Raw genomic sequence first — 22,647 nt, 5'->3', positions numbered from 1 at the left:
GATTTTATGTGCTTCGCACACGTTTCCTGGCTGGATTCCGGCCTTCGCCGGAATGGCGAGCCCAAGTCCATGACCGCCCCCCTCCGCGTCGCCGTCCTCGCCTCCGGCCGCGGCAGCAACCTCGCCGCGCTGATCGACGCGCGCAGCCGCGGCGCGCTGCCGGTCGAATTCGTGCTGGTCGGCAGCGACAAGGCCGATGCCGGCGCGCTGCGGCTGGCCGAGGCGACCGGCATCCCCACCCTGGCGCTGGACCCGCGCGGCTACCCGGACCGGCGTGCGTTCGACCTGGACCTGTTCGCCCGCATCGCTGCCAGCGGCGCCGACCTGCTGGTGCTGGCCGGTTTCATGCGCATCCTGGACGGCGAGGCGCTGGCGCCGTGGGCCGGCCGGATGATCAACATCCACCCCTCGCTGCTGCCGAAGTACCGCGGCCTGCACACGCACCGCCGCGCGCTGCAGGCCGGCGACGCCGAGCACGGCGCCAGCGTGCACTACGTCACCGCCGAGCTGGACGGCGGCCCGGTGATCGCGCAGGCACGGCTGGCGGTCGATCCCGCCGAGGACGAGCACCTGCTCGCCCAGCGGTTGCTGCCGCTGGAACACCGGCTGCTGCCCGCGGTGGTCGGGCTGATCGCGGACGGCCGCCTGCGGCTCGAAGGCCATGGCGTGATCCTCGACGGCAGCCGCCTGCCCGCCCCGCTGCTATGGGACGAAGCCGCCGGCCTGCGGCGCCCCGCCTGAACCTGGCGTTCAGCGAGGGGCGGCCAAACTCGCCGCATGACTATCCGATTCCTGCGTCCCCTGCTTGCCTGCGGCCTGCTGGCCGCCTCCGGCCTCGCCCTGGCGGCAACGCCCGCCGCCTTCACCGCCACCTACGACGTACTCCAGGGGGGCTCGCCGCTCGGACGGGCCACGGTGACGCTGGCACCCTCGGGCGACGGCGAGTGGGTCTACCGCAAGCAGATGCAAGGCACCGGCGGCATGGCCGCCCTGCTCGGCGCGCGCCTGGAGGAAAGCTCGCGCTTCCGCTGGAAGGGCGACGTGCCCGAGGCGGTCGGCTACGACTACCGCCTCGACGCGGCGATCAAGGCCAAGAAGCGCCACATGACGGTGGACTGGTCGGCGAAACAGGTCACCGTCGACGAAGGCAAGGGCACAACCACCTATCCGGCCCAGCCGGGCATGGTGGAGCGCAACACGCTCGCCCTGGCGATCGGGCTGGCCCTGCGCGACGGGCACCGGCAGATCGCCCTGCCGGTGGGCGTCAAGCAACGGGTGGAAACGCAGAACTTCCGCGCCGGCGGCAAGGAAGCGGTCACCGTGCCCGCCGGTTCGTTCCAGGCCACCCGGGTGGACCGCAGCGACGCCGACCAGGGCTTCAGCGCCTGGTACGTGCCGGACAAGTACCCGCTGCCGGTGAAACTGCAACAGAAGGACGGCGGCGACATCACCATGCAACTGGTGAGCTACAAGGCCGGCTGATCGAAATAGCCGGCTCGTCCCGAGCGAGCGTCTCGCGATCAGTCCGCCTTGCCAAGGGCCGACAAGCAAGCCTGTTTGATCGTCTGCAGATCGGGATCGGATACCGCCCGCACGGCCGTGGTCGCCTTGCGCTTGTAGGCTGGTCGGTCTTTGACGGTATCTTCGATGAAGGGCATGCCGCACACGCGATCCACGCCCAGCATGACATCGTCATGCAAGGTGGCTACGGAAAGCACTGCTTCGGGGTTTTTGGGCAGCGCAAAGGCCAACTCGATCGTCAATCCTTCGGCGTTGGCCGCATCCGCACCTTGCGCAATCCTGGGTGCCAGCGCGACCCACGCAGAAGCGCCGGATTCGATCCTCCCATACAACTCGTCGAGCTGATCCTCGCTAAGGCCGTCAAGGAATGCCTTGGCTCCCACCTGGGTGATCCGGGCGCCTACTTCTTCAGCCCGCCTGGGCAGGTCACCCGCAGCAACGCATCCACTGGCGGCGGCAAGCATCATTGCGAACACCGCGTGCCACCTCATGGGACGACATCCACTTGATGGTCCCCGCTTGTCCAGATCCGTTGCCGCTGCTGCCGCCCGATCACAATGCAGCCAGTGGAAGAGTCGCCTGCATGGGACGGATTGTCGCCATGGATATAAAAAGCGGTACGGCCATAAGTCTGCGTTCCCGCCAACGGCGACAACGGCATAGCGTAATGGCCAACGCGATGACTGTCCCTCGGGGACTGGATGCGATAGGAGCCCTGCGGCAAGGGACCCACGCCCCTGACCATCTGCATATCGGGGTTGTTCTTGCCTACTCCATGGCCGGCATAGGCACCCGTGAATTTCGATTTTGCGCGCTCGATGACGCCCGTGCGCTGGTGATAAGTCCACGGCATAAAGCAACTCCCTTTGCCTGATCGACGAACAGAGACCCTAGCATCGGGAAGCCTCTGCAAACCCTGACGAACGCCTCAGTTCGGCAGCCGGCGGATCTTCGCACCCAGCACGCCCAGCTTTTCCTCGATGTTCTCGTAGCCGCGGTCGATGTGGTACACGCGGTCGACGATGGTGTCGCCCTGCGCGACCAGGCCGGCCAGCACCAGGCAGGCCGAGGCGCGCAGGTCGGTCGCCATGATCGGCGCGCCGCTCATCCGCTCCACGCCCTGGATGATCGCGGTGTTGCCTTCCAGGCGGATGTCGGCGCCGAGCCGCTGCAGCTCGTGCGCGTGCATGAAGCGGTTCTCGAACACCGTCTCGGTGATCACGCCCACCCCTTCGGCGACGCAGTTGAGCGCGGTGAACTGCGCCTGCATGTCGGTGGGGAATGCCGGGTACGGCGCGGTGACGATGTTGACCGCCTTCGGCCGGCGCCCGCGCATGTCCAGCTCGATCCAGTCGTCGCCGGTGGACAGGTGCGCGCCGGCCTCCTCCAGCTTGGCCAGCACCGCGTCCAGGGTGTTCGCGCGCGCGCCGCGCGCGCGCACCTTGCCGCCGGTCATCGCCGCGCCGACCAGGAAGGTGCCGGTCTCGATGCGGTCGGGCAGCACTTCGTACTCGGCGCCGTGCAGGCGCTCGACGCCGTGGACGGTGAGGGTGGCCGAGCCGATGCCCTCGATCTGCGCGCCCATGGCGACCAGGCAGTGCGCGAGGTCGACCACCTCCGGCTCCTGCGCGGCGTTCTCGATGACGGTGGTGCCCTCGGCGAGCACCGCGGCCATCAGGATGTTCTCGGTGCCGGTGACGGTGACCATGTCCATCGCGATGCGCGCGCCCTTGAGCCGCTTCGCGGTGGCGCGGATGTAGCCGTTGGTCACCGCCACCTCGGCGCCCATCAGTTGCAGGCCGCGGATGTGCTGGTCGACCGGGCGCGAACCGATCGCGCAGCCGCCGGGCAGCGACACCTCGGCCTCGCCGAAGCGCGCCACCAGCGGGCCGAGCACCAGGATCGAGGCGCGCATCGTGCGCACCAGGTCGTACGGCGCCACGAAGCTGTTGATGGTGCGCGGGTCGACGTGCATCTTCATGCGGTCGTCCAGCACCAGCTGCACGCCCATGCGGCCGAGCAGCTCGATGAAGGTGGTGACGTCGTGCAGGTGCGGCACGTTGCTGATCGTCACCGGGCCGTCGGCCAGCAGGCAGGCGGCGAGGATAGGCAACACGGCGTTCTTGGCGCCGGAAATGGCGACTTCGCCATGGAGCGGCTCGCCGCCGCTGATCAGGATCTTGGCCATCGGATGTCCTTCGGAAATGGGTCGGAAGGCGGCTGCGCTCAGGCGCGCGCGGCTTCCTCGGGAGTCAGCGTCTTCAGCGCCAGGGCGTGGATCGCGCCGCCCATCAGCTCGCCCAGGGTGGCGTAGACCAGCCGGTGCCGCGCCAGGGGCAGCTTGCCGGCGAACTGGCTGGCGACCACGGTCGCCTCGAAATGCACCCCGTCCTCGCCGCTGACCTGTGCCTGCGCGCCGGGCAGGCCGGCTTCGATCAATGCCTGGATACGGGCAGCGTCCATCGGTTTTCCACGGGAGTTGAGCGACGAAATGGCGGGATTCAGAACCGCCGATGAATCCAACGCGTCGTCATATGACGGTAAAATGCGAATATGCCATGGTAATGGAAATCCGCAGGCACAGAAATGTCGGCCCGCACCGGCCGACCCGGATCCGCCCCGACGAGACCCCGATGAACGCACACATCGCCCCGCCCCAAGCCGCGACCGCCCTGGACCCGGACGCCATCGCGCACAGCGCGCGCACGGTGATCGCCACCGAGGCCGCCGCGATCCGCGCGCTGGAGCCGCGCATCGACGGCAGCTTCGTCGAGGCCTGCCGGCTGATCCTGGCCTGCCGCGGGCGCCTGGTGGTGAGCGGGATGGGCAAGTCCGGCCACATCGGGCGCAAGATCGCCGCCACCCTCGCCTCCACCGGCACGCCGGCGTTCTTCGTGCACCCGGGCGAGGCCAGCCACGGCGACCTGGGCATGATCCAGCCCGACGACGTGGTGCTGGCGCTGTCCAACTCCGGCGAGACCGACGAGCTGCTGTTCATCCTGCCGGTAATCAAGCGCCAGGGCATCCCGCTGATCGCGATCACCGGCAACCCGAAATCCTCGCTGGCCCACCAGGCCGACGTGCACCTGGACGCCAGCATCTCCAGCGAGGCCTGCCCGCTCGGCCTCGCCCCCACCGCCAGCACCACCGCGGCGCTGGCGATGGGCGACGCGCTGGCGATCGCCCTGCTGGAGGCGCGCGGCTTCACCGCCGAGGATTTCGCCCGCTCGCACCCGGCCGGCAGCCTCGGCCGCCGCCTGCTGCTGCACATCGGCGACGTGATGCACACCGGCGAGGGCATCCCCAGCGTGGCGCCGGACGCCAGCCTCACCGAGGCGCTGATGGAGATGACCCGCAAGCACCTGGGCATGACCGCCGTGGTCGACGCCGACCGCCGCCTGCTCGGCGTGTTCACCGACGGCGACCTGCGCCGCGCGCTGGACGACGACGAGGTGGACCTGCGCGGCGCCCGCGTGGCCGACCTGATGACCCGCGGGCCGAAGACGATCGGCTCGGACAAGCTGGCGATCGAGGCGGCGCAACTGATGGAGAAGCACCAGATCCACGCCCTGCTGGTGGTCGACGAGCAGCACAAGGTGGTCGGCGCGCTGAACATTCACGATCTGCTCCGCGCCCGCGTGGTCTGATTCCGCCCCGGCGGATCGGACAGACCGGGCAAGCCGGCTCCCGACCTTTCCCCACTTCACACCATCGGCGCTCCCTGACCTTGCCCAACGCCTCCTACCTCGCCGACGTCCCCGCCGACGTCCTCGCCCGCGCCGCCGGCATCCGCCTGGCGGTGTTCGACGTGGACGGCACCCTCACCGACGGCCGCCTGTGGTACGGCGAGGACGGCCGCGAGGCCAAGGTGTTCCACGTCCACGACGGCCTCGGCCTGAAGCGGCTGCAGGCGAACGGCGTCCAGGTGGCGATCATCAGCGCGCGGATCAGCCACCCGGTGGCCCTGCGCGCCGAGGAACTGGAGATCGCCCACGTCTACCAGGGCCAGGGCGACAAGCGCTCCTGCCTGCTCGAACTGCTCGACGCGCTGCAGCTCGCGCCCGCGCAGGCGGCCTTCGTCGGCGACGACCTGCCCGACCTGCCGCCCATGCGCATCGCCGGGCTGGCGGTGGCGGTGGCGAACGCCCACCCCTGGGTCGCCGCGCAGGCGCACTGGCAGACCCGGCTGGGCGGCGGCCAGGGTGCCGCCCGCGAGGCCTGCGACCTGATCCTGCTGGCGCAGGGCCGCAGCGTCGCCGAGCAGGAGCGCTGGCGATGAGCCTGCGCACCTGGCTGCGCGACCGGCGCCTGCCGGTCGCGATCGTGCTGGTCGCGCTCGCCGCCGGCACGGCCCAGTTGCTGCTGTGGTGGATGGGCCCGCCGCCGAAGACCAACGACTTCGTCGGCCCGCCCCGTTCCGGCTACACGCTGAGCAACGCCAAGGTCACCAAGTACGGCACCGAGGGCCTGCCCGGCTTCCGCATCACCGCGCCGCACGTGGAGCGGCGCGAGGGCGACGAGTCGCTGTACATCAACAGCCCGTCGTTCGAGCTGCCCTCGAAGCAGCCCGGCGTCCCCGACTGGCGCGGCCAGTCGCTGTACGGCTGGGTCGACAAGGCCGGCACCCTGCTCAAGCTGCAGGGGCCGGTGCACATGCACCGCGACGCCTACCCCGGCACCGCGGCGGCCGACATCCATACCTCCGACGTCACCGCCTGGCCCAAGGACAACCGCATGGAAACCGCGGCGCCGGCGCAGATGGTGCAGGGTGCCCTTACAATGAGCGGGGTCGGCATGCGCGCCAACCTCAACGACAAACACCTGGAGTTGCTCGATGACAGCCACGGCTCGTTCCCGCCACGCAAACGCAGGCCTTAGGCCCGCCGGCGCCCTGCTGGCCGTCCTGCTGGCCGCCTCGCTGCCACTGGCCGCCCCGGCCAAGCAGAGCGACCGCGACCAGCCGATGAACTACACCTCCAAGTACACCGAGGCGTTCAACGCGCCGAACACGGTCAGCACGCTCAAGGGCAACGTCAGGATCACCCAGGGCACCCTGCTGCTGACCGGCGGCGAGGCCAAGATCCACCTGAACGGCGATTCCGAGATCGCCCGCGTCGTGGTCACCGGCGCGCCGGCGCACATCCAGCAGATGGACGACAGCAACAACCTCATGCAGGGCGATGCCGCCACGCTGGACTACGACAACCTCAAGGGCATCGCCGTGCTCACCGGCAACGCGGTGGTCAAGCAGCAGGGCCGCGGCGAGTTCCACGGCGACAAGCTCACCTACAACACGCAGACCAGCCAGATCACCGGCGAATCGAACGGCGACGGCCTGGTGCACGGCACCTTCCTGCCCAAGAAGAAACCCGCCGCCCCGACCGGAAACCAGCCCTGACATGCTCTCCGCCGAAGGCCTGCAAAAACGTTACCGGTCGCGCCAGGTCGTGCGCGATTTCGGCTTCTCGATCCGCCAGGGCGAGGTGGTGGGCCTGCTCGGCCCCAACGGCGCCGGCAAGACCACCTGCTTCTACATGGTGGTGGGCCTGGTCGAGGCCGACGGCGGCAGCATCAAGCTGGACCGGCAGGACATCACCGACCTGCCGATGCACGCGCGCGCCAAGCTCGGCATCGGCTACCTGCCGCAGGAGCCGTCGGTGTTCCGCCGGCTCAGCGTGGCCGACAACATCATGGCGGTGCTGGAGCTGCGCGACGGCCTGGACGCGAAGCAGCGCACCGCCGAGCTGGAAAGCCTGCTCGACGAGCTGAAGATCGAGCACATCGCCGACCAGAAGGGCATCAGCCTATCCGGCGGCGAGCGCCGCCGCGTGGAGATCGCCCGCGCGCTGGCCGCGCAGCCGCGCTACATGCTGCTGGACGAGCCGTTCGCCGGCGTCGATCCCATCTCGGTGGGCGAGATCCAGCGCATCGTGCGGCACCTGAAGGAACGCGGCATCGGCGTGCTGATCACCGACCACAACGTGCGCGAGACGCTGGGCATCTGCGACCGCGCCTACATCCTGAACGACGGCGAGGTGCTCTCGCGCGGCACCCCGGCGCACATCCTCGCCGACGAAAAGGTGCGCGAGGTCTACCTGGGACGCGAATTCCGTCTCTGATCCGCGAATCGGCCACACGGCCTAGCCGCGCGGCTATGGTCGCCTCGCGGGCCAGGGGTTAGGATGACCCCACGTTCATCCGACCGATTGGCATGAAACCCGGACTGCAGTTTCGCCTCAACCAACAGCTCACCCTGACTCCGCAGTTGCAACAGGCGATCCGCCTCCTGCAACTGTCCCAGTTGGAGCTGGAAGCGGAGCTTCGCCAGATCGCCGAAGGCAATCCGCTGCTGGAGTTCGAGGAGGAAGCCGCGCCGGCCGACGGCGACGAGGCCCGCGGCGACGAGGCCGAGGTCTACGCCGCCGGCAGCGAGGCGCCCGTCGCCGAGCACGACGCCGACGACGCGCCCGACTGGTCGGACGACGCCGGCCCGCCCGAGGCGCCGATCGATTTTTCCAGCGGCACCGCCGCCGGCAGCGGATCGCGCGGCGACGAGGATTTCGAGCCGCAGAACGCCGCGCCCGAGACCTTGCAGGAACACCTGCTGTGGCAGCTCAACCTGTCGCCGTTCACGCCGCGCCAGCGGGCCATCGCCACCGTCATCATCGACGCGCTGAACGCCGACGGCTATCTCGCCGAAGGCATCGACGCCGTCCTCGCCGCCCTGCCCGCCAGCCTCAAGGCCGACGCCGACGAGGTGGAGGCGGTGCGCCAGATGCTGCAGCGCTTCGACCCGACCGGCGTGGCCAGCCTCGACCTGCGCGACTGCCTGCGCTCGCAACTGGAACAGTTCGAGCCGCAGACGCCGCACCGCGCGCTGGCCTTGCAGATCGTCCAGGGCGAGCTGGAACTGCTGGCGCGCAACGACATCGCGCGGCTGGCGCGCCGGCTGCGCGCCGGCGAGGACGACATCGTCGCCGCCACCGTGCTGATCCGCAGCCTGGACCCGCGCCCCGGCGCGGCGCTGGACGCGACGCCGGTGGAGTACGTCGCCCCCGACGTGTACGCCTTCAAGGACGGCAGCCGCTGGCGGGTCAGCCTGAACCCGGACTGCCAGCCTCGACTCGGTCTTAACCAGCATTACTGCAACCTGATCGCCAAGGCCCGCGGCGAGGACGCAAGCTGGATGCGCGCGCAGTTGCAGGAGGCGCGCTGGCTTATCAAGAGCCTGGAATCGCGGGCCGAGACTTTGCTGAAGGTCGCCGAGGCGATCGTGCGGCGGCAGAGTGCGTTCCTCGACTACGGCCCGGAGGCGATGCACCCGCTGGTGCTGCGCGAGGTGGCCGAGGAGGTGGGCATGCACGAATCGACCATCTCCCGCGTCACCACCCGCAAGTACGTGCACACGCCGCGCGGCACCTTCGAACTGAAGCACTTCTTTTCCAGCGGCGTGTCCACCGAGGACGGCGGCGGCGCCTCGGCCACCGCGATCCAGGCCATGCTGCGCAAGCTCATCGACGCAGAGGATGCCCGCAAGCCGCTGTCCGACCAGGCGATCGCCGAGGAACTGCACCGCAAGGGCATCCAGGTGGCCCGCCGCACCGTCGCCAAGTACCGGGAGGCCATGCGCATACCCAGCTCCAGCGAACGCCAGCGCGCAGGCTGAGCGCGCGGCGGGAACTTGCAACCGTCGCCGGCGCTCCCACCTTAGACAGAGACGATTGAGGATGTCGCCGCACGCAGCGGCGCATCGACACCCCGCCGCCCGCGGGCGGCACGTACCAGAGGAGGCGCACCATGCAATTCCAACTCAGCGGCCAGCAGATCGAAGTCACCCCGGCCCTGCGTGACCACGCCACCGCCAAGCTAGAACGCCTCACCCGCCTCGACGAGAAGTGTATCGGCCTGTCCATCGTGCTTTCGGTCGACAAGCTGCAGCAGCGCGCCGAAGGCACCCTGGCGGTGAGCGGCACCAAGCTGCATGCCGAGGCCGCCGAAGCGGACATGTACGCCTCCATCGATGTGCTGTTCGACAAGCTGGTGACCCAGTTGCGCAAGCACCGCGAGAAGATCAGCGACAAGCACCAGCAGGAAGCGCGCGAGGCCCGCCAGTACGGCTAGCCCGCCCTGGAACCCGCGTACCGCAGCGACCCGCCCTCCGGCGGGTCGCTTCGTTTCCGGCCGGCGCCGCCGCTCCCCCTGTCCACCGGGCGGCGCCGACTTCATCCGCCCAAGCTGGCACAATGGCGCCTCCCCGCCCCATCCACGGCAGAGGAACGGACGCTTGGACCGGCTCACCGCACGACAACTCTTCGATGGCGTCCACGAGCGCATGGCCCTGCGCTGGGTGTCCGGCATGCGCGGCGAAGGCCGCGTGCTCGAGCGCGGCGCCACCACCACCCGCCGTCCCTCGCTGATCGGCTACCTCAACGTGATCTACCCGAACAAGGTGCAGATCGTCGGCACCGAGGAGCTGAACTACCTCGACGGGCTGGACTCGCGCCAGCGCTGGGAAGCGATCCACAAGATCGCCGCCTACCAGCCGGTGGCGCTGATCGTGACCAAGGACCAGGCGATCCCCTCCGACCTGCGCGAGGTGGCCGAGGAAACCAACACGCCGCTGTGGATCAGCGCCAAGCGCGGCCACGAGCTGCTGACCTGGATGCAGTACCACCTGGCGCGCATGCTGGCGCCGCGGATCACCCTGCACGGCGTGTTCCTCGAGGTGTTCTCGATCGGCGTGCTGATCACCGGCGAGTCCGGCTCGGGCAAGAGCGAGCTGGCGCTGGAACTGATCAGCCGCGGCCACCGGCTGGTCGCCGACGACGCCACCGAATTCACCCTGATCGCGCCGGACGTGATCGACGGCACCTGCCCCGACCTGCTGCAGGACCTGCTGGAAGTGCGCGGCCTGGGCGTGCTCAACGTGCGCGAGATGTTCGGCCACACCGCCGTCAAGCAATCGAAGTACCTGCGCCTGGTGGTGCACCTGAAGCCGCTGCGCGAGGGCGAGGACACCGACGCACTCACCCGCCTCACCGGCGACGTCGGCCACCACGAGGTGTTCGAGGTGCCGGTGCCGCGCATCACCATCCCGGTGGCGCCGGGCCGCAACCTGGCCGTGCTTGTGGAGGCGGCGGTGCGCAACCATATGCTCAAGAGCAAGGGCATCGATCCGGCGCAGACCTTCATCGACCGCCAGGCGCACCAGATGCGCCGGCTGCCCCCATGGTGACCCATGAGCGATAACGAGACCCCGATCCTGGCCACCCTCAACGATCCGGAAGCGATCCACCTGATCGTGCTCACCGGCATGTCCGGCGGCGGCAAGACGGTGGCGCTGCGCGCACTGGAGGACCTGGAGTTCTACTGCGTCGACAACCTGCCCACCGCGCTGCTGCCGCAACTGGTGCAGGCCGTGCTGCAGGACCCCGGCAGCGCGCGCCGGCGCATCGCGGTCGGCACCGACGTGCGCAACCGCGGCGACGACTTCCGCCACCTGCCCCAGGTGATCTCCGACCTCGCCGAGGCCGGCGTGCAGGTGCACCTGATCTTCCTGGACTGCCGCGACGAAGTGCTGATCAAGCGCTATTCGGAAACGCGCCGCCGCCATCCGCTGGCGGTGCGCGGCACCTCGCTGGCCGACGCGATCGCCACCGAGCGCCGGCTGCTGCGCCCGCTGATGGCGATCGCCGAGAAGGTGATCGATTCGAGCGAGCTGAACGTGCACCAGTTGCGCCGGCTGGTCGCCACCGGCTACGCCCAGGCCATCGAGGGGCTGACCCTGATGTTCCAGTCGTTCGCGTTCCGCCGCGGCCTGCCGCTGGACGCGGACTTCGTGTTCGACGCGCGCTGCCTGCCCAACCCGCACTGGCATCCGCGGCTGCGCCCGCTGTCGGGCAAGGACGCGCCGGTGCGCGACTTCCTCGACGCCGAGCCGCTGGTCGCCGAATACTTCGCCGATACCGCGCGCTGGCTCGACGCGTGGCTGCCGCGCTTCGAGCAGGACGACCGCAGCTACGTGACCATCTCGGTCGGCTGCACCGGCGGGCGGCACCGCTCGGTCTACCTGGTCGAGAAACTCGCCGCCCACTACCGCGCGCAGCGCGAGGGCGTGCTCACCTTCCACCGGGAGCTGGAGTGATGGCGATGACATGCCCGCCCGTTGCCCGCCGCGGAGCGCGACCGTGAGCGTCGGCGTGCTGCTGATGACCCACGAGGCGGTCGGCAAGGCGCTGATCTCGGCCGCGCACCACGTGATGCCGAAGCTGCCGCTGCGGGTGGACGCGGTGGAGGTGCCGGCGCAGGCCGACCCGGACGTGATGCGCGCCCTCACCGTGCACCACGCCCGCGACCTGGACCAGGGCGACGGAGTGCTGGTGCTGGCCGACCTGTACGGCGCCACGCCGTGCAACATCGGCCTCTCGCTCGGCTCGCTGGGCGTGCGCCTGCGCTGCGTGTCGGGACTCAACCTGCCGATGCTGCTGCGCGTGCTCAACTATGCCGAGCAGCCGCTGGACGAACTGGCCCAGATCGCCGCCAGCGGCGGCCGCGGCGGAATCTTCATCGACCATGCCTGACCCTCGCCATGCTTGAACAAGAAATCGTCGTATCCAACAAGCTCGGCCTGCACGCGCGCGCCTCGGCCAAGCTGGTGCAGCTCGTGCAGGGCTTCAAGTCCACCGTGTGGCTGGTCAGCAAGGGCCGCGAGGTGAACGCGCAGAGCATCATGGGCGTGATGATGCTGGCCGCCGGCATCGGCACGCCGCTGACCGTGCGCGCCGACGGCGCCGACGAAGCCGAGGCCCTCGGCGCCGTCGTGGCGCTGTTCGAGCGCAAGTTCGACGAGGGGGCATGAGGTATGCCGGGAATCGGGAATAGGGAATCGGGAATCGCAGAGCCGCTCCGCGCGGACCGGCAGCCCAACGCTTTTCCCATTCCCTATTCCCTATTCCCGAATCCCGGCTCCAAAGGAGCCACCCCATGAGAGAGCTCCTGCCCGGCACCTCGGCTTCCCGGGGCATGGCCCTGGGCCGTGCGCGGCTGGTGCAGCCCAGCCGCTACCTGGTCGACACGCGGCCGCTGGGCGAGGACGAGGTCGACGCCGAGATCGAGAAGCTGCACCGCGCCCTGGCCACCGCGCGGCAGGAGCTGCACGAGCTGCGCGGCAAGCTGCACGGCGCGCTGGCGCGCGAGGTCAACGAGTTCATCGACGCGCACAGCCTGCTGCTGGACGACCAGGAACTGCTGCGCGGGCTCGACGACCTGGTGCGGATCGGCCACTACCGCGCCGGCGCCGCGCTGAAGAAGCAGCGCGACCGGCTGGCCAAGGTGTTCGAGGCGATGGACGACCCCTACCTGCGCAGCCGCAAGGAGGACGTCGACCAGGTCATCGGCCGGGTCATCTCGGCGCTGCAGCGGCAGACCAGCCGCGAGGAACGCAAGCTGGCCGCGCGCGTGGGCGAGATCCTGATCGCCGACACCATCGCGCCGGCCGACATGGCTCACCTGGCCGGCAACGGCCTGCTCGGCGTGGTCACCAGCTCGGGCAGCGCGTATTCGCACAGCGCGATCCTCGCGCGCAGCCTCGACCTGCCGATGCTGGTGGGCACGCGCGACGCGCTGTCGACCATCCACGACGACGACCTGATCCTGCTCGACGCCGAGCGCGCCGAGACCATCGTGCATCCGACCGCGCAGGACCTGGCCCGCTACCGCGCATGGCAGCGCGAGGCCGCGCAGGAAGGCCGCCGGCTCGCCACCCTGGCGAACGCGCCCACGCGCACCCGCGACGGCCTGGACATCCACCTGTTCGCCAACGCCGAGATGCCGGCCGACCTCGCCATGGCGCGCGCGCGCGGCGCCGACGGCGTCGGCCTGTACCGCACCGAGTTCCTGTTCCTCAAGCACAAGGGGCTGCCGTCGGAAGACGAGCAGTTCATCGCCTACCGCGACCTGGTGCTGGGCATGGGCGGCCTGCCGGTGACCATCCGCACGCTCGACCTTGGCGCCGACAAGGCCGACGCCGCCGGCCTGGCGCTGCGCGGCGAGGACAACCCCGCGCTCGGCGTGCGCGGGGTGCGGCTGTCGCTGCGCTACCCGGCGGTGTTCACCACGCAGATCCGCGCGATCCTGCGCGCCGCCTGCTACGGCCCGGTGCGCGTGCTGGTGCCGATGGTGACCCAGCCGGACGAGCTGATCGCGGTGCGCACGCTGTTCAAGCTGGCGCGGCAGGAACTCAAGCGCGAGAACGTCGACCTGCCGGAAAAGCTGCCGCTGGGCGCGATGATCGAGGTGCCCGCGGCCGCGCTGAACGTGCGCGCCCTGCTGGAGCACTCCGACTTCCTCGCCATCGGCACCAACGACCTGGCGCAGTACGTGCTCGCCGCCGACCGCGGCAACGACGGCCTGGAGAACATCTACAACCCGCTGCAGCCGGCGCTGCTGCGGCTGATCGCCTACGTGATCGCCGCCGGCCGCCGCGCCGGCAAGCCGGTCAGCCTGTGCGGCGAGATCGGCGGCGACGTCAACTTCACCGCCCTGCTGCTCGCGCTGGGCCTGTGCGAGTTCAGCATGCATCCCAGCCAGATCCTGCACGTGCGCGACCGCCTCGCCGCGCTCGACCGCGCCGAGCTGCGCCGGCACGCGCCGCGCCTGCTGCGCGCCTACACCCACGAGCAGGTCGAGGAACTGCTGGCCGGCATCGGCGGCTGACCCGCCGCCGTTCCTCCAAGGCCCGCCCGACGTCTCCGGCGGCCCGCATGCACCGACCGGGCCGCCCGTGCTGGCGCGCAGCGCAGGCAGCCGGCCGGCGAAGGCCCCGCGACTACGCCCGACAATCCGGGCGAGGCACCGCTTGGAGCCAGAGCCGCCAGCCCGCGGGCCGGCGTCATCGCCAGTCGTGGACTGGACGCTCCACTCTTTCACTCTTTTGTGAACAGCCCCCAGCACAAGCGATGGAGGGGCTTCGAGACTCTCAGACCCTGTTCAAAGTCTCCCAGGTACCCCTACGAAGCGTCATCCCAGCGGCTTTTAACGGCCGAAGGGCCGGTCAAGCTGGGATCCAATGCCTCTAAGTTTTGGGGAGGGGGAAAGTCGCTGGATTCCTGCTTTCGCAGGAATGACGAGCGGGGAGCGTGGGGGATTCCAGTCTCCCAGGTATCCCCCTACAGGGCGTCATCCCAGCGAAGGCTGGGATCCAGTGCCTCTAGGTTTTGGGGAAGGGAAAAGTCGCTGGATTCCTGCTTTCGCAGGAATGACGAGCGGGGAGCGCGAGGGGATTCCAGTTCGACAGGGAGCCTTTGAACAGGCTCTCAGTGGAACTGGTCGCTGGCCGGCACCCAGGAACTGGACGAGGGGCTGGGCGCGCGCGCCGGCCGGGCCGGTACTGGCGCCGCGCCGGGCGGTGCCTCGCAGCCGGGCGGCAGCGGGCCGCCGCTGACGCGCGCCGCGGCGCATTCGGCGCTGTTGTCGAGCCGGATCGGCGCGGCGGGTGCCGGCGCGCTGGCCGTGGCGGCGGGCGCCGGCGGTGCCAGCGGGTTGGCCGGCGCCATGTACATGCGCTCGTACACCTTGTCGTCGACCGGCTTGGGCGGCGGATCGCCGTTGCCGCAGCCGAGCAGGGCCAGCGGGAACAGCGGTGTCACCTTGCACTTCAGGCGCACGCCGCGCGGCAGGTGGAAGGTATGCGAAACCGTGGTCTTCTCCACCGCGCGGCGCAGGGCGGTGTCGATCGTGCTCTCGCCTTCCGGCGTCCAGTCGCCCTCGAAACGGGTGGGCTTGTAGCCGATGTTCGGCGCGCGGTGCTCCATGATCTCGGCGTCGCCGCGCGGCTTGAGCTGCACGTAGCTGCCCAGCCGCCCCTGCGTCTCGCCCCGCGCGGCGCCCGGCTGCGGCGTGCCCTGCCGGCCCTCGCCCTGCGCGCCCCTGTCTTTGCCCTTGCCGGGCGCGGTCTGGGACGGCTTGCCGTTGGCGGCCTCGGTGCTGGCGACGCTGCCCTCGGCCTGGCCGGGCGTCGCCGTGTCGCTGCCCTGCGGCGTGGCGTCCGGCGCGCGGCTGACGTCGTCGGCGCGGCCGCTGTCGCGCGGCTGGGCGGCATTCGACTCGTCGGGCGTGGCCGCGGCTTCGGCCGCCTCGCTGGCGGACGGCTCCGCGGCGGCGGCCGACGGCCGGGCCGCTTCGCTCAGTTGCGGGCGCGCCAGTTCCGGCCGGCTGGGCGCCGGCGCCTTGATCGCGCTGGTGTCGAACGACGGCGCCTGCGGCGCGGCCTGGCGCGGCGCCTCGTCCCGGGGCGCCAGCGGCACCGCCGCCAGTTGCGGTTCGGCCACCTGGATCACCGGCGCCTGCACCTGCGGCTGCACGCGCGGCACGCTGGGCGCCGGCACGCTCGGCTGCGGTTGCAGGTCGACCTGCGGCGCCGGCTGGGCCGGCAGCGGGATCGCCTCCATCTGCGCGGGCGCCGGCACCGTGGGCGGTTCCGGCCGCGCCAACGGGGTCGCGCTGGGCGGCGCAGCGGACACCGGCGGCGTGGTGTCCAGCGCGATGCTGGGCGGCGCGATCGCGGGAACCGCCTGCGCCGGCACCGCGGGCATCGCCAGCGAGGGCGGCGTGGGCAGCGGCCGGGTGCCTTCGAGCTGCGGCTTGCGCGCCGGTTCCGGCTGGAAGCGCGGCGGCACCGGCTTGGCCGCCGGCGGGGTCTCCAGCACGATCTGCGGCGGTTCGCCGGCGAGCGGGATCGGCGCCATCTCCGGCGTCGGTTTCGGCTTCGGCAGGCTTACCGGGGGCGGCGGGGCGGCCACCGCGGCAACCTTGATGGTGGCCGGCTGCAGGGTCGGGGCGATCACCGGCTTGTCCGGCGTGGGCACCGGCGCCAGTTCGGCGCCGACGCTGGCGGCGGCCCGCGCCACCGCGCGCCGCGGCGCCGACGCCACGCTGCCGCGATGGGTCGGTCCGACCCGCTTCGGCGGCGTGCCGCGCACCGGCGGCGGGGGCGGCGGCTCGGGCTTGTCGATCAGGCGCACCTGCAGCGCCTCGGCCGGCCGCTCCGGCGGCTGCTCCAGCTCGTAGGCCGAGCCCAGCACGGCCCCGAACAGGAACACCAGGTGCACCAGCAGCGCGCCGGCGATGGCGCCCACGCGCAGCAGCCGCTCGCGCGGCTGCTCGCGCCGGCGCCGGCGGTAGACCAGCGCGCGCTGCGCGGCCTCGCGCGGCGACGGCAGCACGACCACGGCAGGCGCATTGGCGCGGGATCCGGGGGATTTGTCCACGGGAGGCATGGGCATGCGCGCGAGTGTAGCTGGCCGCGGCGGCGCCGTGCCGTCAGCCGCCGCCGGCCGGCACGGCGGACGGCCCGGGCGTGGCGCGGCCGGCGCAATGCGCTGCGGCCGACTTGGCGGTGCGCTCGGTGCATTCGGCGTCCACCGCGCGGTTCGGCGTGTCCACCGGGCAGCCGTGCGGCAGGGGCTTGCCCTCGCGGTAGATCGCGATGCACTCGGCCAGGTCCGGCCCGCCGGCGGGTGCCAGTTCCTTCGCCAGCGGCGCGGCGGGCGCCATGCTCAGGCGCTCGTCGCCGTCCTTCTTCGGCGGCGCGGCCGGCGGGTCCGCGCATCCCGTGAGCAGGGTGCAGCGCAGGTGCACGCCGCGCGGCAGGCGCACCGCGAACGGCTTGGATACCTTCTCCACCACGTGGCGCACCACCGCCTGGCCGGCGGTCTCGTTGGGCGGCGGGAAGTACTGCTCGAAGCGGGTCGCGGTATAGGTGACCGGATGGTCGTGCCGCATCACCTGCATGTCGCCCTGCGGCCGGCGCTGCACGTAGCCGGGCACGCCGGGCGCGCTCGCCGCGGCCGCCGGCAGCAGCGGCTGGCCGTCGCGGTCGTACAGGCGCGGGCGCGGCGCCGCTTCCGGCGCAGGCGCCGGTCCCGGCACGCTGGCGACCATCGCCTGCGCGGATACCGGCTCGCGCGAAGGTGCCGGGCGCGGACGGGGGTTCGCCGGCGGCGCCGATGGCTCCGGCACGGGCGGCGCTGGGGCCGCAGTGCGTCTGGGCGCCTCGATCAGCCGTACCTGCAGCGCGGCGCCCTGGCGCGTGGCCGCCTCGCGCGGCGGCGACGGGCGCATCGCCAGCCACAGCACGGCGACGAACAGGCCGTGCAGCAGCAGCACGAGCACCGTTGCCCAGCGCATGCGCCACGGATCGCGCGCCGGCCGGCGCCAGCGCAGCTCGTGCAGCAGCGCGCGGGTGGCCGGGTCCAGCGGCGCCAGCCCGCGTTGCGCGTGGGCGTCGGCGCCGGACCGGTCCCAGCGATGGTGTTCGACCTGCACGGGGGAAACGATGGGGATACCTCGGCCGCTGCGTGGAAGGCGGTACATGGAGCCGGCCGCCAGCATGACGCCCGCCGCTTGAACCTGTGCATGCAGACCCGCGCGCCCCGCCCAGGTTCCCTCGCACTGCAGCTTGACCGTGCCGCCCGATGGCTCAAGGCTATGCGGGCGGCACCCGCCGCACCCCGCCATGACCGCCCGCGCGTCCCGACGCGAAGGACGACCATGACGGCCCGCCATCGGTCGCCATGCGCGGCTTCGTGCGGCGCCGTGGTCCATGCCGGCACGATCCGCGCCCTGCCTGGGAGGGTCGCATCGTGTCGTACAACACGGAAAGCATCCGCAACATCGCGCTCGCCGGCCACGCCGGCGCCGGCAAGACCACGCTGTTCGAAGCCCTGCTGCACGCCGCCGGCGCCATCCAGACGCAGGGCTCGGTGGAACGCGGCACCACGCAATCGGACACCGACGCGCAGGAGAAGGCGCGCGGCCACTCCATCGACACCTGCATCGCCGCGCTCGACCACGACGGCTGCCGCATCAACCTGATCGACACCGCCGGCTACGCCGACTTCCGCGGCCCGACCCTGTCCGCGCTGGCCGCGGTGGAAACCGTCGCCGTGGTGGTCAACGCCGCCAACGGCATCGAGCACGGCACCCGGCGCCTGATGGAACACGCGCGCAGGCGCGGGCTGGCGCGCCTGCTGGTGGTCAACCGGATCGACGCCGATCCGGCCGGGCTACCCGCCCTGGTCGAGGCCCTGCGCGAGGAGTTCGGCAGCGAATGCCTGCCGGTGAACCTGCCGGCCGACGGCGGCAGCCGGGTGCTGGACTGCTTCTTCCACGACGACGGCGCCACCGATTTCTCCTCGCTGGCCGAGGCGCACCAGCGCATCCTCGACCAGGTGGTGGAGGTGAACGAATCCGTCATGGATACCTACCTCGACGCGGGCGAAGGCTCGCTCACCCCGCGGCAATTGCACGACGCCTTCGAGCAATGCCTGCGCGAAGGCCACCTGGTGCCGGTCTGCTTCGTCAGCGCGCGCACCGGCGCCGGCGTGCGCGAACTGCTCGACCTGGCCGCGCGCCTGCTGCCCAACCCCGCCGAGGGCAACCCGCCGCCGTTCCTCGGCGACGACGGCGAGCCGGTGGCGGTCGGCGCCGATCCTGCGCGCCACGTGATCGCCGACGTGTTCAAGATCGTCAACGACCCGTTCGTCGGCAAGCTCGGCGTGTTCCGCGTGTGGCAGGGCACCGTGCGCCGCGACACGCAGTTGTTGATCGACGACGGCCGCAAGCCGTTCAAGGTCGGCCACCTGTTCCGCCTCAACGGCAAGGCGCACGTGGAGATCGACGCGGCGGTCCCCGGCGACATCGCCGCGGTGGCGAAGGTGGAGGAGATCCACTTCGACGCGGTGCTGCACGATGCCCACGAGGAGGATCGCATCCACCTCGCGCCGCTGGCGTTCCCGCAGCCGATGTTCGGCCTGGCGCTGGAACCGATGCACAAGGGCCAGGAACAGAAGCTGTCGCAGGCCCTCGCCCGCCTGGCCGAGGAAGACCCGTGCTTCCGCGTGGAGCACCACAAGGAGCTCAACGAGACGGTGGTGCGCGGCCTGTCCGAGCTGCACCTGAAGGTGATGCTGGAGCGGATGAAGGAACGCTACGGCGTGGAGGTGGTCACCCACCCGCCGCGCATCGCCTACCGCGAGACGATCGCCGGCAAGGCCGAGGGCCACCACCGGCACAAGAAGCAGACCGGCGGCGCCGGCCAGTTCGGCGAGGTGTTCCTGCGGGTGGAGCCGCTGGAGCGCGGCGCCGGCTTCGAGTTCGTCGATGCGGTGAAGGGCGGCGTGATTCCCGGCACCTTCCTGCCGGCGATCGAGAAAGGGGTGCGCCAGGCGATGGAGCGCGGCGCGATCGCCGGCTACCCGCTGCAGGACCTGCGCGTCACCGTCTACGACGGCAAGTACCATCCGGTCGATTCGAAGGAGGTGGCCTTCGTCAGCGCCGGCAGGAAGGCGTTCCTGGATGCGGTCGGCAAGGCGCGGCCGATCGTGCTCGAACCCATCGTGGACGTCGAGGTATCGATTCCCGAGAGCAACGTGGGTGACGTCACCGGCGGCCTGGCCGGCAAGCGCGCGCGCATCATGGGCACCGACAGCCAGCGCGGCGGCGAGCTGCTGATCCGTGCGCAGGCGCCGCTGGCCGAACTCACCGACTACCCCACCGAGCTGAAGGCGATGACCGGCGGCCGCGGTCGCTACAGCCTCGACCTCAGCCATTACGAGCCGGTGCCCGCGCCCACCCAGAAGCAGTTGAGCGAGGCGTGGAAGCCGCACGCGGAAGACGATTGACCGCCGCGTCCGCCGCCGCCCGCTATGCTGGACCCGTTTCCGCGAAGGAGAACCGCCCATGTCCCCGATGCGCCGACTGATCCTGTGCTGCGCGCTGCCGATGGCGGCCTGCACCGCCACCCGCGCCGGCGACGCCGCGCAGCCGAGCGTCACCCTGCAGCGCACGACCTGCTTCGGCAGTTGCCCGGCCTATGCGGTGACGGTGTCGCCCGATGGCCGGGTGAGCTTCGAAGGGCAGATGCACGTGCAGGCGAAGTCGGCCAGCGCGCGGGTCGACGCCGGCCGCTACGCCGCCATCCTCGCCGCCGTGCGGCAGGCCGGCCTGGAGTCGATGCGCGACAACTACGTCGCGCACGGCAACGGCTGCGACCAGGTGGCGACCGACATGCCGAGCATCCGGATCGCCCTGGCCGGCGCCCGGACCAAATCGGTGTACTTCTATCTCGGCTGCAGCGGCCAGGAGGCGGACGCGGTGCGCCCGCGCATCGAGGAACTGGCCCGCACGATCGACCAGCAACTGGATACGGCGCGCTGGATCGGCCAGGGCTCCGCCAGCCCCGTTTCCGTGCAGCGCTGAATCCATCGGCCGGGGATGGCCTGGACGATCCGCTGTTTCTTCGCCATTCGGGTTGTCCGTCACCTGGGTTGTCCGTCATTCCTGCGCAAGCAGGAGGCGCTTTCAACAGCCGAAGGGCTGGTCATCCAGCGCCTTTGCTCGAGAGGCACTGGATCCCAGCCTTCGCTGGGATGACGAGCAAGATTCGGCTAAAGGCGGGCGCTATCCGCCCATCATTCCTGCGTAGGTAGGAATCCAGCGCCTTTGCTCGAGAAGGCGCTGGATCCCAGCTTCCGCTGGGATGACGAGCGGGATTCGGCCATAAGAAGGCGGCCTTGGCTCAAGAAAGCACTGGGTCCCAGCCTCCACTGGGATGACGAACAGCATCACGCCGCGAGCGCGTCGATCAGGGCCTGGGAGAATGCCGGGATGTCGTCGGGCTTGCGGCTGGTGATCAGGTTGCCGTCACGTACCACCTCGCGGTCTTCCCAGCGGGCGCCGGCGTTCTCCAGGTCCTTGCGCAGCGAGGGCCACGAGGTGAGCCGGCGCCCCTTGACCTGGCCGGCGTCGATCAGCGTCCACGGTCCATGGCAGATCGCGGCGATCGGCTTGCCGGCCCGGCCGAAGGCGGCGACCAGCTCGATCGCCTGCGGTTGCAGGCGCAGCTTGTCGGGATTCATCACGCCGCCCGGCAACAGCAGGGCGTCGAAATCGGCTTCGTCGGCGTCGGCCAGTTGCATGTCGACCGGCACCGCAGCGGCCCAGTCGCCGTTCTTCCAGCCCTTGATCCGTTCCGCCTCGCCCGGCGCGATCACCTGCACGTCGGCGCCCGCCTCCTTCAGCAGGCGGCAGGGTTCGGTCAGTTCGGCATGTTCGAAGCCGTCGGTGGCGAGCACCGCCACCGCGCGGCCGAGGAGTCTATCGCTTGGCATGGCGTCCTCCGGGGTGAGGATCGAAGCATGATGCCGTCGGCATACACGCGGCGTATCCGCCCCGTGAGACCCCCGTGAGACCGGCTCAGCGCTTGGGCTTGAGCAAGGTGCCGGTGCACCTGGGCGAGCCGCACAGGCACTTCCACAGCTTTTTCAGCCGCGCGGTGTGCGGCACCTCCAGCACGATGCCGTAGTCGTAGGTCAGCTCCTCGCCCGGCTTGATGCTGCGGATCGCCTCGATCAGCACCTTGTCCTTGCGCGGGTCGCCGCTGGCGCTCTCCTCGACCACCGCGCGGCAGTTCGGCTCGCAACTGTGGTTGATCCAGCGCGCGGTGTTGCCCTTGCGGTTGGCGTCGATAATGTACTCGTCGTTGAGCGTGAACAGGAAGGTATGGCCGGTCTCGCCGCCGTCGCCGTACATCTCGTCGGCCTCGGCGTCGGTCATCAAGGTGCCCTTGTACTCGATGATCTCCTCGCCCTTCCTGATCGTGGCGGTGGCGAACACGCCGTTGCCGTGGATCGGCGAGCGGCGCGCAACGTAGCGTCGTGGCATGCGGTGAAAACCCTGGGCGGAAAAGACCGATCATGCCCGTTTGGGCGACACCGCGAAACCTCGCCCGCCGGGGCCGCGGACGGGACGCCCGTTTCCCCCGCACCTAGCGGAAGCGGAACGCCACCGCGGCGATCATCAGCACGATGCCAAGCAGGCCCACGAGGCTCGCATGCGAAGGCCTGCCCGGCGGCATGGCGCGAAAACCCTCGTAGACGTCGCCGATGCGGGCGCGGTCCGGCAGCACGGGAAGCGCCGCATAGGCCCAGTACCAGGCAAAGCACGTCATCGAGCAGAAGCCGAGATAGGAAATCGGCGGCTCATAGAGAAAGAGGCCCCACGCCCCGCAGGCCATGGACACCGCGGCCCAGACCATCCGCCTGCTCTTTCTGGCATGACCGCCCATGC

The 22,647-nt window shown here is 70.7% G+C and carries 25 protein-coding genes; 16 read left to right on the top strand and 9 right to left on the bottom strand.

The features are described from left to right. Positions 1–69: 69 nt before the first annotated feature. Entirely contained in the window at positions 70–741 is a 672-nt protein-coding gene (gene purN / locus ASG87_RS10080) for a phosphoribosylglycinamide formyltransferase (RefSeq protein WP_056004575.1), read from the top strand. A gap of 36 nt (positions 742–777) precedes the next feature. Continuing rightward, a complete protein-coding gene (locus ASG87_RS10075; protein ID WP_056004573.1) occupies positions 778–1,482 on the top strand; it encodes a DUF6134 family protein in 705 nt (234 codons plus the stop codon). A 38-nt stretch (positions 1,483–1,520) separates the two neighbouring features. Here ASG87_RS10075 and ASG87_RS10070 read toward each other — a convergent pair whose 3' ends face one another. The 4 genes from ASG87_RS10070 to ASG87_RS10060 form a co-directional block, all read right to left on the bottom strand. Further along, on the bottom strand, positions 1,521–2,012 hold the full coding sequence (locus ASG87_RS10070; protein WP_056004571.1) for a hypothetical protein: 492 nt from the start codon (positions 2,010–2,012) through the stop codon (positions 1,521–1,523). After that, entirely contained in the window at positions 2,009–2,374 is a 366-nt protein-coding gene (locus ASG87_RS19395) for a tlde1 domain-containing protein (protein ID WP_082582894.1), read from the bottom strand. The genes ASG87_RS10070 and ASG87_RS19395 overlap by 4 nt, the downstream gene beginning before the upstream one ends. Positions 2,375–2,449: 75 nt before the next feature. Next, positions 2,450–3,709 (bottom strand): UDP-N-acetylglucosamine 1-carboxyvinyltransferase, encoded by a 1,260-nt coding sequence (murA, locus tag ASG87_RS10065; protein ID WP_056004569.1) that lies wholly within the window; start codon positions 3,707–3,709, stop codon positions 2,450–2,452. Between the two features lie 38 nt (positions 3,710–3,747). After that, positions 3,748–3,984 (bottom strand): BolA/IbaG family iron-sulfur metabolism protein, encoded by a 237-nt coding sequence (locus ASG87_RS10060; RefSeq protein ID WP_056004566.1) that lies wholly within the window; start codon positions 3,982–3,984, stop codon positions 3,748–3,750. 170 nt (positions 3,985–4,154) lie between these two features. On the opposite strand from ASG87_RS10060, the gene ASG87_RS10055 reads away from it, so the two are divergent. The 12 genes from ASG87_RS10055 (at position 4,155) to ptsP (ending at position 14,235) form a co-directional block, all read left to right on the top strand. Next, positions 4,155–5,168, top strand: coding sequence for a KpsF/GutQ family sugar-phosphate isomerase (locus ASG87_RS10055; RefSeq protein WP_056004564.1), 1,014 nt, complete (start codon positions 4,155–4,157; stop codon positions 5,166–5,168). Positions 5,169–5,248: 80 nt separating this feature from the next. After that, entirely contained in the window at positions 5,249–5,800 is a 552-nt protein-coding gene (locus ASG87_RS10050; protein ID WP_056004562.1) for an HAD hydrolase family protein, read from the top strand. Next, entirely contained in the window at positions 5,797–6,399 is a 603-nt protein-coding gene (gene lptC, locus ASG87_RS10045) for an LPS export ABC transporter periplasmic protein LptC (protein WP_056004560.1), read from the top strand. Before ASG87_RS10050 ends, lptC begins: the two co-directional genes overlap by 4 nt. After that, positions 6,356–6,919, top strand: coding sequence for a lipopolysaccharide transport periplasmic protein LptA (lptA, locus tag ASG87_RS10040; protein ID WP_056004558.1), 564 nt, complete (start codon positions 6,356–6,358; stop codon positions 6,917–6,919). Before lptC ends, lptA begins: the two co-directional genes overlap by 44 nt. A 1-nt stretch (position 6,920) precedes the next feature. Further along, entirely contained in the window at positions 6,921–7,640 is a 720-nt protein-coding gene (gene lptB / locus ASG87_RS10035) for an LPS export ABC transporter ATP-binding protein (protein ID WP_056004556.1), read from the top strand. Between the two features lie 92 nt (positions 7,641–7,732). Beyond that, positions 7,733–9,187 carry an RNA polymerase factor sigma-54 gene (locus ASG87_RS10030; protein WP_056004554.1) on the top strand — a complete coding sequence of 485 codons (1,455 nt, stop codon included), beginning with the start codon at positions 7,733–7,735 and terminating at the stop codon, positions 9,185–9,187. A 131-nt stretch (positions 9,188–9,318) separates the two neighbouring features. Further along, complete coding sequence (gene raiA, locus ASG87_RS10025; RefSeq protein WP_056004552.1) at positions 9,319–9,642, top strand: ribosome-associated translation inhibitor RaiA; 324 nt, start codon at positions 9,319–9,321, stop codon at positions 9,640–9,642. Positions 9,643–9,805: 163 nt separating this feature from the next. Then, positions 9,806–10,756, top strand: a complete 951-nt coding sequence (hprK, locus tag ASG87_RS10020; protein WP_082582893.1) for an HPr(Ser) kinase/phosphatase — start codon at positions 9,806–9,808, stop codon at positions 10,754–10,756. Positions 10,757–10,759: 3 nt separating this feature from the next. After that, positions 10,760–11,665: an RNase adapter RapZ gene (gene rapZ / locus ASG87_RS10015; RefSeq protein ID WP_056004550.1), complete on the top strand. Its 906-nt coding sequence runs from the start codon at positions 10,760–10,762 to the stop codon at positions 11,663–11,665. Positions 11,666–11,708: 43 nt separating this feature from the next. Then, positions 11,709–12,101: a PTS fructose IIA subunit family protein gene (locus ASG87_RS10010; protein ID WP_056004548.1), complete on the top strand. Its 393-nt coding sequence runs from the start codon at positions 11,709–11,711 to the stop codon at positions 12,099–12,101. Between the two features lie 8 nt (positions 12,102–12,109). Further along, complete coding sequence (locus tag ASG87_RS10005; protein WP_056004546.1) at positions 12,110–12,379, top strand: HPr family phosphocarrier protein; 270 nt, start codon at positions 12,110–12,112, stop codon at positions 12,377–12,379. A gap of 125 nt (positions 12,380–12,504) precedes the next feature. After that, positions 12,505–14,235 (top strand): phosphoenolpyruvate--protein phosphotransferase, encoded by a 1,731-nt coding sequence (gene ptsP, locus ASG87_RS10000; RefSeq protein WP_056004544.1) that lies wholly within the window; start codon positions 12,505–12,507, stop codon positions 14,233–14,235. 599 nt (positions 14,236–14,834) lie between these two features. Here the strand turns inward: ptsP and ASG87_RS09995 are convergent. Both ASG87_RS09995 and ASG87_RS09990 read right to left on the bottom strand, forming a co-directional pair. After that, complete coding sequence (locus tag ASG87_RS09995) at positions 14,835–16,802, bottom strand: hypothetical protein (protein ID WP_235499618.1); 1,968 nt, start codon at positions 16,800–16,802, stop codon at positions 14,835–14,837. A gap of 37 nt (positions 16,803–16,839) precedes the next feature. After that, complete coding sequence (locus ASG87_RS09990) at positions 16,840–17,844, bottom strand: hypothetical protein (protein WP_056004540.1); 1,005 nt, start codon at positions 17,842–17,844, stop codon at positions 16,840–16,842. 317 nt (positions 17,845–18,161) lie between these two features. On the opposite strand from ASG87_RS09990, the gene fusA reads away from it, so the two are divergent. Beyond that, entirely contained in the window at positions 18,162–20,201 is a 2,040-nt protein-coding gene (gene fusA, locus ASG87_RS09985; protein ID WP_056004538.1) for an elongation factor G, read from the top strand. Between the two features lie 58 nt (positions 20,202–20,259). Then, positions 20,260–20,778: a DUF6438 domain-containing protein gene (locus ASG87_RS09980; RefSeq protein WP_157511010.1), complete on the top strand. Its 519-nt coding sequence runs from the start codon at positions 20,260–20,262 to the stop codon at positions 20,776–20,778. A gap of 365 nt (positions 20,779–21,143) precedes the next feature. Here the strand turns inward: ASG87_RS09980 and ASG87_RS09975 are convergent, their stop codons facing one another. The 3 genes from ASG87_RS09975 to ASG87_RS09965 form a co-directional block, all read right to left on the bottom strand. Continuing rightward, positions 21,144–21,689, bottom strand: coding sequence for a type 1 glutamine amidotransferase domain-containing protein (locus tag ASG87_RS09975; RefSeq protein ID WP_056004534.1), 546 nt, complete (start codon positions 21,687–21,689; stop codon positions 21,144–21,146). An 85-nt stretch (positions 21,690–21,774) separates the two neighbouring features. Further along, positions 21,775–22,242 carry an SET domain-containing protein-lysine N-methyltransferase gene (locus ASG87_RS09970; protein WP_056004532.1) on the bottom strand — a complete coding sequence of 156 codons (468 nt, stop codon included), beginning with the start codon at positions 22,240–22,242 and terminating at the stop codon, positions 21,775–21,777. A 103-nt stretch (positions 22,243–22,345) separates the two neighbouring features. Next, on the bottom strand, positions 22,346–22,645 hold the full coding sequence (locus ASG87_RS09965) for a hypothetical protein (RefSeq protein WP_157511009.1): 300 nt from the start codon (positions 22,643–22,645) through the stop codon (positions 22,346–22,348). Positions 22,646–22,647: the final 2 nt, after the last annotated feature.

This window comes from Frateuria sp. Soil773 (genome assembly GCF_001428405.1).
Classification (GTDB): Bacteria; Pseudomonadota; Gammaproteobacteria; order Xanthomonadales; family Rhodanobacteraceae; genus LMSL01.
This window is presented reverse-complemented; position numbering and strand designations above follow the sequence as displayed.

Excerpts from the sequence above, each read along its gene's own strand:
- purN (WP_056004575.1), top strand. The coding sequence starts at position 70 with ATGACCGCCCCCCTCCGCGTCGCCGTCCTCGCCTCCGGCCGCGGCAGC.
- ASG87_RS10075 (WP_056004573.1), top strand. The coding sequence starts at position 778 with ATGACTATCCGATTCCTGCGTCCCCTGCTTGCCTGCGGCCTGCTGGCC.
- ASG87_RS10070 (WP_056004571.1), bottom strand. The coding sequence starts at position 2,012 with ATGAGGTGGCACGCGGTGTTCGCAATGATGCTTGCCGCCGCCAGTGGA.
- ASG87_RS19395 (WP_082582894.1), bottom strand. The coding sequence starts at position 2,374 with ATGCCGTGGACTTATCACCAGCGCACGGGCGTCATCGAGCGCGCAAAA.
- murA (WP_056004569.1), bottom strand. The coding sequence starts at position 3,709 with ATGGCCAAGATCCTGATCAGCGGCGGCGAGCCGCTCCATGGCGAAGTC.
- ASG87_RS10060 (WP_056004566.1), bottom strand. The coding sequence starts at position 3,984 with ATGGACGCTGCCCGTATCCAGGCATTGATCGAAGCCGGCCTGCCCGGC.
- ASG87_RS10055 (WP_056004564.1), top strand. The coding sequence starts at position 4,155 with ATGAACGCACACATCGCCCCGCCCCAAGCCGCGACCGCCCTGGACCCG.
- lptC (WP_056004560.1), top strand. The coding sequence starts at position 5,797 with ATGAGCCTGCGCACCTGGCTGCGCGACCGGCGCCTGCCGGTCGCGATC.
- lptA (WP_056004558.1), top strand. The coding sequence starts at position 6,356 with ATGACAGCCACGGCTCGTTCCCGCCACGCAAACGCAGGCCTTAGGCCC.
- lptB (WP_056004556.1), top strand. The coding sequence starts at position 6,921 with ATGCTCTCCGCCGAAGGCCTGCAAAAACGTTACCGGTCGCGCCAGGTC.
- ASG87_RS10030 (WP_056004554.1), top strand. The coding sequence starts at position 7,733 with ATGAAACCCGGACTGCAGTTTCGCCTCAACCAACAGCTCACCCTGACT.
- raiA (WP_056004552.1), top strand. The coding sequence starts at position 9,319 with ATGCAATTCCAACTCAGCGGCCAGCAGATCGAAGTCACCCCGGCCCTG.
- rapZ (WP_056004550.1), top strand. The coding sequence starts at position 10,760 with ATGAGCGATAACGAGACCCCGATCCTGGCCACCCTCAACGATCCGGAA.
- ASG87_RS10005 (WP_056004546.1), top strand. The coding sequence starts at position 12,110 with ATGCTTGAACAAGAAATCGTCGTATCCAACAAGCTCGGCCTGCACGCG.
- ptsP (WP_056004544.1), top strand. The coding sequence starts at position 12,505 with ATGAGAGAGCTCCTGCCCGGCACCTCGGCTTCCCGGGGCATGGCCCTG.
- ASG87_RS09995 (WP_235499618.1), bottom strand. The coding sequence starts at position 16,802 with ATGCCCATGCCTCCCGTGGACAAATCCCCCGGATCCCGCGCCAATGCG.
- ASG87_RS09980 (WP_157511010.1), top strand. The coding sequence starts at position 20,260 with ATGTCCCCGATGCGCCGACTGATCCTGTGCTGCGCGCTGCCGATGGCG.
- ASG87_RS09975 (WP_056004534.1), bottom strand. The coding sequence starts at position 21,689 with ATGCCAAGCGATAGACTCCTCGGCCGCGCGGTGGCGGTGCTCGCCACC.
- ASG87_RS09970 (WP_056004532.1), bottom strand. The coding sequence starts at position 22,242 with ATGCCACGACGCTACGTTGCGCGCCGCTCGCCGATCCACGGCAACGGC.
- ASG87_RS09965 (WP_157511009.1), bottom strand. The coding sequence starts at position 22,645 with ATGGGCGGTCATGCCAGAAAGAGCAGGCGGATGGTCTGGGCCGCGGTG.